Genomic DNA, 9,771 nt, shown 5'->3' with positions numbered 1-9,771 from the left:
CTGGAAGCCCGCGCATTCGCCCGGTGAGCCTCACGGCTCGCCGGGCTTTTTTTGAGCCGCCGGGCCGACTTAGCCGATGGCCTTGCGGGCGTTGCGGAACATGCGCATCCAGGGGCTGAGCGCGCTCTTGTCGCCGCTGGTCCAGCTCATCTGGATATTGCGGAACACGCGCTCGGGGTGCGGCATCAGGGCGGTGAAGCGACCGTCCGCCGTGGTCACGCCGGTCAGGCCCTCGGGGCTGCCATTGGGGTTGAGCGGGTAGACCTCGGTGGGTGCACCGCCGTGGTCCACATAGCGCAGGGCGCGGGCCACCTTGGCGGCATTGCCGCGCTGCGAGAAGTCGGCAAAACCTTCGCCATGGGCCACGGCAATGGGCAGGCGGCTGCCAGCCATGCCCTGGAAGAAGAGGCTGGGAGACGCCAGCACCTCGACCATGGCCAGGCGGGCCTCGAACTGCTCGCTCTTGTTGCGCGTGAACTTGGGCCAGTCCTGCGCGCCCGGGATGATGGGCGAGAGCGCCGCCAGCATCTGGCAGCCATTGCAGATGCCCAGGGCAAAGCTGTCGCCGCGGGCAAAGAAGGCCTGGAAGTCCTCGGCCAGCACCGGGTTGAACATCACCGATCGGGCCCAGCCTTCGCCGGCACCCAGGGTGTCGCCGTAGCTGAAGCCGCCACAGGCGATGAAGCCCTTGAAGTCGCGCAGCGAGGCCGCACCCGACTGCAGATCGCTCATGTGCACGTCATAGGTGTCGAAGCCGGCCAGGGCCATGGCGTAGCTCATCTCGACATGCGAGTTCACGCCCTGCTCACGCAGGATGGCCAGCTTGGGGCGGGCGCCGCTGGCGATGAAGGGCGCGGCCACGTCCTCAGTCGGGTCGAAGGTCAGGTGCACATGGCGGCCCGGATCGTCCGCGCGGCCGGCCTGTTCATGCTCGCTGTCGGCACAGGCGGGGTTGTCGCGCAGCTGGGTGATGCGGTGGCTGACCTGGTCCCACTGCTGGTGCAGAGCCTCCAGCGGCGCGCTGAACACGGCCTTGGCATCGCGCCAGACTTCCACCTTGCCGCTGGTATTGGGCTTGCCCACCACATGGCTGTGCTTGGACAAGCCGTGCTGGCGCAGCACCTGCAGCACCGCGTCGCGGTCCTCGGTGCGCACCTGCAGCAGGGCGCCCAGCTCTTCGTTGAACAGGGCCTTGAGCGTGAGCTCCTCGCGCCGGCCGCTGACCTGGGAGGCCCAGTTCTTGGAGTCGCCGAAGTCGGCGCGACTGTCGTTCACGCCGTCGCCCTCGGTGACCAGCAGGTCCACATTCAGGCTCACGCCGCGGTGGCCCGCAAAAGCCATCTCGCAGGCCGTGGCCCAGAGGCCGCCGTCGCCGCGGTCGTGGTAGGCCAGGATCTTGCCGGCGGCGCGCAGCTCGTTCACCGCGGCCACCAGGCTCTTGAGCAGGCCGGCGTCATCCAGGTCCGGCACTTCATTGCCGAACTGGTTCAGGGCCTGCGCCAGGATGGAGCCGCCCATGCGGTGCTGGCCCTGACCCAGATCCACCAGGATCAGGGAGGTGTCGCCGGCCTGCAGCTCGGGCGTCAGGGTGCCGCGCACATCAGCCACGCTGGCAAAGGCGGTGATGATCAGGGACACCGGGGCGGTAACCTGTTTGTCCTCCCACTTGGTGCGCATGGACAGCGAATCCTTGCCCACCGGGATCGAGATGCCCAGCTGCGGACACAGCTCCATGCCCACGGCCTTGACGGTGTCGAACAGCGCCGCGTCCTCACCGGGCTCGCCGCAGGCAGCCATCCAGTTGGCGCTGAGCTTGACGCGCGGCAGCTCGATGGGGGCGGCCAGCAGATTGGTGATGGCCTCGCCCACGGCCATGCGGCCCGAGGCGGGCGCGGTCACCGCGGCCAGCGGGGTGCGCTCACCCATGCTCATGGCCTCGCCGGCAAAGCTCTTGAAGTCGGCCAGGGTCACGGCGCAGTCCGCCACCGGCACCTGCCAGGGGCCGACCATCTGGTCACGGTGGTTGAGGCCACCCACCGTGCGGTCACCAATGCTGATCAGGAAGCGCTTGGAGGCCACGGTCGGGTGGCGCAGCACGTCCAGAGCGACCTGGGCGAGGTCAACGCCGGTCAGGTTCAGCGCGCCGCCATCGCGGGCCACACGCTTCACATCGCGGTGCATCTTGGGCGGCTTGCCCAGCAGCACATCCATGGGCATGTCGATGGCACGCTCGCCACCCTCGCCGTCTTCCAGGATCAGCTCGCGCGCCTCTGTGGTGACGCCCACCACCGCGAAGGGGCAGCGCTCGCGCTCGCACATGCTCTTGAAGAGTTCCAGGCTGCCGGGCGCGATGGCCAGCACATAGCGCTCCTGGCTCTCGTTGCACCAGATCTCCTTGGGCGCCAGGCCGCTTTCTTCCAGCGGCACCTTGCGCAGATCGAAGATGGCGCCACGGCCGGCGTCATTCACCAGCTCGGGGAAGGCGTTGGAGATGCCGCCCGCGCCCACATCGTGGATGGCCAGGATGGGGTTCTTCTCGGCGCCCAGGCCCCAGCAGTGGTTGATGACCTCCTGCACGCGGCGCTCGATCTCGGGGTTGCCGCGCTGCACGGAGTCGAAGTCCAGGTCGGCGGTATTGGTGCCGGCCGCCATCGAGGAGGCGGCGCTGCCGCCCATGCCGATGCGCATGCCGGGGCCGCCCAGCTGCACCAGCAGGCTGCCGGCCGGGAACTCGATCTTGGTGGTCAGATCGGCGCGGATGGCACCCAGGCCGCCGGCGATCATGATGGGCTTGTGATAGCCGCGCTGCACGCCCGCCACTTCCTGCTCGAAGACGCGGAAGTAGCCGCCCAGATTGGGCCGGCCGAACTCGTTGTTGAAGGCGGCGCCGCCCAGCGGGCCCTCGATCATGATCTGCAGGGCGCTGGCAATGTGCTCGGGCTTGCCCACCTGGGCCTGTTCCCAGGGCTCGCTGAGGCCCGGCAGGCGCAGATTGGAGACCGAGAAGCCGGTCAGGCCGGCCTTGGGCTTGGCGCCGCGGCCGGTGGCGCCTTCGTCACGGATCTCGCCGCCGGCCCCGGTTGAGGCGCCGGGGTGCGGGGAGATGGCGGTCGGGTGGTTGTGGGTTTCCACCTTCATCAGCACATGGGCGGTTTCGGCGCGGGCCTCGTACTTGGGCGCGCGCGCATCACCGGCCGGCATCCACCGCTCAATGGCATGGCCTTCCATCACGGCGGCGTTATCCGAATAGGCAATCACCGTGTGCTGGGGGCTGAGCTTCTCGGTGTTGCGGATCATGCCGAAGAGGCTCAGCGGCTGTTCCTCGCCGTCCACCGTGAACTTGGCGTTGAAGATCTTGTGGCGGCAGTGCTCGGAGTTCGCCTGCGCGAACATCATCAGCTCCACATCGCTGGGGTTGCGCTTGAGGCTGTTGAAGGCGTCGACCAGGTAGTCGATCTCGTCGTCCGAGAGCGCCAGGCCGAAGTCCTTGTTGGCCTGCTCCAGGGCGGCGCGGCCGCGGCCCAGCACGTCCACATGGGCCAGGCCCTGGGCGCTCTTCTCGTCGAAGAGGTGCTGGGCGTCCTCGCGAGCCAGCAGCACGCTCTCGGTCATGCGGTCATGCAGCAGGGCCGCGCAGGCGATCAGCTCGTCCTGGGCCAGACTGCGTTCCTTGCCGGTCAGGCCGTCCAGCAGGCCGGCCTTCAGCGTGATGCGGTACTCGGTGACACGCTCCACGCGGTGGATGTTCAGGCCGCAGTTGTGGGCGATATCGGTGGCCTTGGAGGCCCAGGGGCTCACCGTGCCCAGACGCGGGGCCACCACCACCAGGCTGCCCTCGCTGCCGCCGGCATAGGCATCGCCATAGTTCAGCAGTGCGGCCAGCTTGGCCTTCTCCTCCTCGCTGAGCGCCACATCGCTCCAGACCCAGTGCACATGGCGGGCGGCCAGGCCCGTGATGCGCTCATTGACGGCCTGCAGCTGCGGCAGCAAGGCCTGGGCCCGGAAGGAGGAAAGGGCGTTGCCGCCCTCGAAGGAAAGCAGATGCTTTGTGGTGGAAGCCATGGAATCCCGCGCGGCGGTCCGGGCCGGGTAGGCGGACCTAGATCGAAGAAGCTCGGGATTCTACCGAGAGCGCTCCACGCTCCCGGCGGTCAGGGCGAAGTTTCACGCCCTGGTCAAAGAACGAGGCTCAGCGCTCGGTCTTCATGCGCTCGACGATGGCCTCGCTGCGCTCCAGCAGGGCCGGCACATCGATGCTGGTGAGCTCGCGCTGCTTGAGCAGCTGGCGGCCGCCCACCCAGACGTCGGACACATGCTCACGGCCGGCCACATAGACCAGCTGGGCATCGGCGTGATAGACCGGACGGCACTCCAGCGCGTCCAGCGAGACGGCCACCACATCGGCCAGCTTGCCCGGCTCCAACGAGCCCAGATCGGCCTCGCGGCCCATGGCCTTGGCGGCGCGGATGGTCGCCATCTCCAGCGCCGTGCGGGCCGAAACGGTGAGCGGGTCGCCGGTCACGCCCTTGGCCAGCAGAGCCGCGGCGCGGATCTCGCCAAACATGTCCTGGCGGTTGTTCGACGCCGCGCCCTCGGTGCCGAGGATGGTGTTCACGCCCGCGGCCTCCAGGGCCTTCAGCGGCTGCACGCCCGAGGCCAGCTTGAGGTTGGAGTTGGGGTTGTGCACCAGATGCACCTTCTGCGCGGCCAGCATCTCGATTTCGGCCTCGCTGAGGTGAACCATATGGACGGCCACCATGCGCTCGTTCAGCAGGCCCAGCTTGTTCAGGCGCTCCAGCGGGCGCATGCCGAACTGCTTGACGCTCTCGTCCACCTCGAACTGTGTCTCGTGGATGTGGCAGTGCATCTGCAGCTCATGCTGCTCGGCCAGCTGGCGCAGCTTGACGAAGGTCTCGTCCGAAACCGTGTAGGGCGCGTGCGGCGCGCTGGTCCAGTCCAGCAGGGCCTCGCCCTTGAACTGCTCGTAGGCGGCCAGTCCCTTGGCGATGTAGTCGTCCGGACCGCTGGCATAGCCGGTGGGGAAGTCGATCACATTGATGGACACGCCGGCGCGTATGCCCGAGTCGAGGGCGGCGCGCGCCATCGCGGTCGGGAAGAAGTACATATCGTTCAGATAGGTCACCCCGCCGCGCAGGGCCTCGGCGGCCGAGAGCAGGGAGCCCTGGTAGGTCCAGTCCTCGCTGACCCACTTCTTCTCCAGCGGCCAGATGTGGTTGTTGAGCCAGTCCATCAGGGCCAGGTCATCGGCCACGCCCCGCAGCAGGGACATGGCGGAATGGGTGTGGCCGTTGATCAGGCCGGGGATCAGCACATGCTGGCCCAGCTCCACACGCTCGGCCGCGGGGTAGCGGGTCTCGGCCTCGGCCCAGGGCAGGACGGCGGCGATGCGCTCGCCTTCCAGCACCACGGCATGGCGCTCCAGCACCGGGGCACCGGGGGTCATGGTCAGGACCCAGCGGCCCTTGAGGATCTTGATCGTGCTCATCGCTTACTCCTTGTTGTCTTGCGCGTCGAAGGCCCGCGAGAACAGGTCCAGCACGCCCTGCTCGTCCACATCGATGCAAACCTGCTGATTGGGGCAGAGGCTCCAGGGCGAGGCTGCGCCGCCATGTTCGCCGAACTGGCGCCAGGCCTGTATGGTCTGGCCGCGGGCAATGCCCTCGGTCACCACACGGACGGGCCCGCCTCGCAAGGTGAAGAGCGAGGGATCGATCAGATACGCCACGGCGCTGGCGTCGTGGGAGTAGATGCCCCCGATGCCATCGCGCTCGTGATAGAAGTCCTGGTAGTGGCGTGTGGCCTGCCAGAGAAAGTCCCCCACGCCCTGGCCCCGCCCTCGCAGGCCGGCCAGATAGGCCTCGTCCATGATCACTTCCTGGGTCACATCCAGACCCACCAGCACCACCGGCCATTCGGCGCCGAACACCCGGTCGGCCGCCTCGGGGTCGTTGATGATGTTGGCCTCGGCCACGGGCGTGACATTGCCAGCATGGCCATGCGTGCCGAAGGCTCCGCCCATCACCACCACCTGACGCACCTTGCTCACGATGCTGGGGTCATGCCGCAGGGCCAGGGCCAGATTGGTCATGGGGCCCACGGCCACCAGGCTGATCTCGCCGGGCCGCGCATTGATCATCTCGCAGATCAGCTCATGCGCAGGCCGCGCATCCACGGTCAGCGTGCTGGGAGGCAAGCGACTGGACATGCCGCCCAGGCCATCGTCGCCATGCACATGGGCCGGAAAATCCTGCCCGCCCAAGGGAGAGAGCGGGCCTGCTGCACCCGTTGCCACGGGAATGTCCAGGCCATGAAAGCCGCACAGCGCCAGGGCATTGGCCGTGGTGGTCTGCACCGGCGCATTGCCGAACACGGTGGTCACGGCCAGCAAGTCCACGGCGGGGTGACGTGCCAGCAGGCTCAGCGCCATGGCGTCGTCGATACCGGGATCGGTATCGAAGATCACCGGAATGCGCGGACGCGAAGAGAGATTGTTCATGGCTGGAGCTCCGAACGACGCGGCATGGCGGACTGCACACCGCTGCGGCTGACGGCGATGGCCGCCGCGGCCTGGCCCAGGCGCACCGCCTCGACCGGGCTCATGCCCTCGGCCAGGCCGGTGGCCAGGCCGCCGACAAAGGTATCGCCCGCGCCCACGGTGTCCACGGCCTTCACGGCACGGGCGGGCAGCTGCTGCAGGCCAGAGGCATCGGCCAGCAAGGCCCCCGGGGCGCCCAGGGTCACCAGCACCTGACGCGGGCCGCGCGCCAGCAGGGCCTGGGCCGCGGCGCCGGCCTCGGCCACGCCCCCCGCGGCCAGACCCGTAAACTGAGCCGCCTCGGTCTCGTTGAGCACCAGCCAATCGCACAGGGGCAGCAACTCGGCGCCCTCGGCCAGGGCCGGTGCGGCATTCAGGATGGTGCTCACGCCCGCAGCGCGGGCCAGCTCGAAGGCGCAGCGGATGGCCGGCACCGGCACCTCCAGCTGGGCCACCACGACGCGAGCGGCCTGCAGCAAAGGGGCCGCGGCCTGCACATCGGCCGGCACCAGCTGGGCATTGCTGCCCGGAACATAGACGATGGAGTTCTCGCCACCCTCGCTGGCCACCATGATGACGGCAATGCCCGGCAGGGCCGTCTCATCCTGCTGCACGCCGCGGGCGTCCACGCCCTCCTCGGCCAAGGCGGCGAGCAGTTCGCGGCCATGGGCGCGCGTGCCGACACGGGAGACAAAGCTCACGCTGGCACCCAGACGGGCCGCGGCCACAGCCTGGTTGGCGCCCTTGCCGCCGGGGGCCATGACAAAGGCCTCGCCCATCAAGGTCTCACCCGGCGCCGGCAGACGGCGCGAGTGCGAGACCATGTCCATATTGCTGCTGCCCACCACCACCACTTGGGCAGCTGACGAGCCGGCGACGGCGCGGGAATCGCTCATCGGTAAGACTTCCTCTTGCAAATTATTGGGCACCAGCGCCTCAGCGGCCGCCCGGTGCAGCCGTGCTCTCACGCTGCACCAGGCGCGGCGTGAGCTGCACGTCCTTGAGCGGCGCGCCGGGGTTCTCGATGCGGTCGATCAGCACCCGGGCCGCCTCGCGGCCCAGCTCCTTGATGGAGCAACCCACGGTGCTCAGGGCCGGATAAACGTAGGCACTGAGCTCGATATCGTCAAAGCCCACCACCGAGAGCTGCTGCGGCAGGCGCAGGCCCTGCTCGGCCGCGGCACGCAGCGCTCCCAGGGCCATCATGTCATTGCTGGCGAAGACGGCGCTGACCTGCGGACGCTCGCGCAGCAGGCGACGCGCCGCCTCATAGCCCCCGGCGCTGCTGAAATCGCTTTCGATCACCAGACTCTCATCCACGACCAGGCCGCGTTCCTGCAAGGCCCGTCGCCAGCCCTCGACCCGCTCCATGCTGACCTCGAACTCCGCCGGCCCGCTGATGCACGCTACCTCGCGGTGCCCCAGATCCAGCAGATGCCGCACCGCCTTGTAGGCGCCGTCCTGGTTGTTGACGCTGACGCGATCGGCACGGGCGCCGGGCACGGAACGGTCCACCGTCACGGCCGGCACCGTAGCCAGCTTGAAGATGCGGGCCAGGGCCTCGGCATCGCCGGCCGAGGACAGCAGCAGGCCGTCGATGCGCTTTTCCAGCAGGGTGCGCATGTACTGCTGCTGGCGCTTGGGATCATTGTCCGAGTTGCACAGAAAGACCGAGTAGCCCGAGAGCCGGCAGCCCTCCTCCACCCCCACCACCAGCTCGGCGAAAAAGGGGTTGTTCACATTGGGCACCAGCACGCCAATGATCTTGGTCTCGCTCTTGCGCAGCGAGCGGGCCACGGCGCTGGGCAGATAGCCGATCTCCTCCACCGCCGCCAGCACGCGGCGGCGCGCGTCTGCGCTGACAGGGCGGGTGTCGTTCAGGACATGGGAGACGGTGGTGAAGGACACCCCCGCCAGGGCCGCGACATCTTTGATCGTGCTCACAGGCTAGGACTCTTGCAGACTCGGTGAAGGCGGTGCTCTGAGCGCCGCAGCGCCGGGCCTGCAAGACTGCAGAGCGCTGCAATGAGCTCAGGTTGGCAAACGTTTGCCGACGACCGCGAGCATAGCCTAAAGTTCCTGCTGACATGCAAGGCGGGCTCGCCCATAGCGCAGATTTCACGGAGGGGCATCGCCCCAACACCCATCGTGAACGCCAGAAGCAAAGCCACTACCTGAGGTGCGCTGCAACAGCTATCGCCGATTGCTACAGGCGTTCGAGCACTCAGGCGCCATGGCGCCCACCTCTCTAGGTGGGCAGCCTCATGCAAGGGTCAGCGCCAGGCGCTCCAAGCGTTGATCGGCCACACCCGGCAGCCAGTCAGCCAAGGCTCCTAAACCAGGCAGGCTCAGCGCGGGCGCCAGTTCCAGCAGGGGCCGCAGCACAAAGGCTCGCTGATGCAGGCGCGCATGCGGCAGTTGCAGGCGGGGCTCATCCATGACCAGCTCATCCAGCGCCAGCAAGTCCAGGTCCAGGGTGCGCGGGGCATTGCGGTAGGGCCGTTCGCGGCCATGGTCCTGCTCGATGGCCTGCAGCGCATCCAGCAGGGCCAGGGGTGCGAGCCGGGTCTCCAACCGTGCCACGGCGTTCAGATAGTCGGGGCCACCCGCCTCGATCGGCGCGCTGCGCCAGACGCCGGAGACGGCCGCGAGGCGGCTGTGCGGCAGAGCGGCCAGCGCGCCCAGGGCCGTACGCAAGGTGGCCGGCAGATCGCCCAGGTTGGCACCCAGGCCGATATAGGCCGTGGCGAGCGGGGCCTCAGCCGGATTCAAGCCATTCACTCGGCCGAAGGGGTCGCGGCAGGCTTGCTGCCCGAGGGACGGCGGCGACGGCGGCGCTTCTTGGCCGGGCCGGCGCTGGCTGCGCCCTCCCCGCCCTCGTCCGCCTCAGCGGCATCCGCAGAGTGGGCCGGCACCCGGGCGGCCGCACCTTCCTTGCGCGGCAGGCGGTGCACCTTGGGCGGACGGCGCTGGCGGTCGATCTCGCGGGCCTGCTCCAGCAAGGCCTCGCGCTCCTCCTCGCTGCCCAGGGCGAAGTCTTCCCACCAGTCGGCCAGGGCGGGCTCGATCTCGCCCACATCGGCACGCAAGCGCAGGAAGTCGAAGCCGGCGCGGTAGCGCGCCTGCTCCACCAGGGTGTAGACCCCGTTGCCGCTGCGGCGCTCAAAGCGCGGCTGCATCATCCAGATCTCGCGCATATCGGTGGCCAGCTTGCC

Annotated in this window: 6 protein-coding genes and 1 pseudogene; all 7 read right to left on the bottom strand. The window is 68.6% G+C overall.

What is annotated here, in order from left to right:
• Positions 1-69 precede the first annotated feature (69 nt).
• A complete protein-coding gene (purL, locus tag ACK5F2_RS03720) occupies positions 70-4,062 on the bottom strand; it encodes a phosphoribosylformylglycinamidine synthase (protein ID WP_409862882.1) in 3,993 nt (1,330 codons plus the stop codon).
• A 127-nt stretch (positions 4,063-4,189) separates the two neighbouring features.
• Positions 4,190-5,506 (bottom strand): TRZ/ATZ family hydrolase, encoded by a 1,317-nt coding sequence (locus ACK5F2_RS03715; protein WP_409862881.1) that lies wholly within the window; start codon positions 5,504-5,506, stop codon positions 4,190-4,192.
• Positions 5,507-5,509: 3 nt separating this feature from the next.
• Positions 5,510-6,517 (bottom strand): nucleoside hydrolase, encoded by a 1,008-nt coding sequence (locus ACK5F2_RS03710; protein ID WP_409862879.1) that lies wholly within the window; start codon positions 6,515-6,517, stop codon positions 5,510-5,512.
• Positions 6,514-7,452, bottom strand: coding sequence for a ribokinase (rbsK, locus tag ACK5F2_RS03705; protein WP_409862878.1), 939 nt, complete (start codon positions 7,450-7,452; stop codon positions 6,514-6,516). Before rbsK ends, ACK5F2_RS03710 begins: the two co-directional genes overlap by 4 nt.
• A 40-nt stretch (positions 7,453-7,492) precedes the next feature.
• The gene (locus tag ACK5F2_RS03700; RefSeq protein ID WP_409862876.1) at positions 7,493-8,500 is read right to left on the bottom strand and encodes a LacI family DNA-binding transcriptional regulator; all 1,008 of its coding nucleotides are present in this window, start codon (positions 8,498-8,500) and stop codon (positions 7,493-7,495) included.
• A gap of 318 nt (positions 8,501-8,818) precedes the next feature.
• A complete protein-coding gene (folK, locus tag ACK5F2_RS03695; protein ID WP_409862875.1) occupies positions 8,819-9,328 on the bottom strand; it encodes a 2-amino-4-hydroxy-6-hydroxymethyldihydropteridine diphosphokinase in 510 nt (169 codons plus the stop codon).
• A 5-nt stretch (positions 9,329-9,333) separates the two neighbouring features.
• A pseudogene (locus tag ACK5F2_RS03690) lies at positions 9,334-9,771 on the bottom strand (polynucleotide adenylyltransferase PcnB); the annotation flags it as partial.

It is taken from the genome of Roseateles sp. (assembly GCF_046300915.1).
Classification (GTDB): domain Bacteria; phylum Pseudomonadota; class Gammaproteobacteria; order Burkholderiales; family Burkholderiaceae_C; genus Kinneretia.
Note: the sequence above shows the minus strand (reverse complement) of the source record. Positions and strands in the feature narration are given on the sequence as shown.

Bases quoted from the DNA above. Each gene is read 5' to 3' on its own strand.
- purL (WP_409862882.1), bottom strand. From the start codon at position 4,062: ATGGCTTCCACCACAAAGCATCTGCTTTCCTTCGAGGGCGGCAACGCC.
- ACK5F2_RS03715 (WP_409862881.1), bottom strand. From the start codon at position 5,506: ATGAGCACGATCAAGATCCTCAAGGGCCGCTGGGTCCTGACCATGACC.
- ACK5F2_RS03710 (WP_409862879.1), bottom strand. From the start codon at position 6,517: ATGAACAATCTCTCTTCGCGTCCGCGCATTCCGGTGATCTTCGATACC.
- rbsK (WP_409862878.1), bottom strand. From the start codon at position 7,452: ATGAGCGATTCCCGCGCCGTCGCCGGCTCGTCAGCTGCCCAAGTGGTG.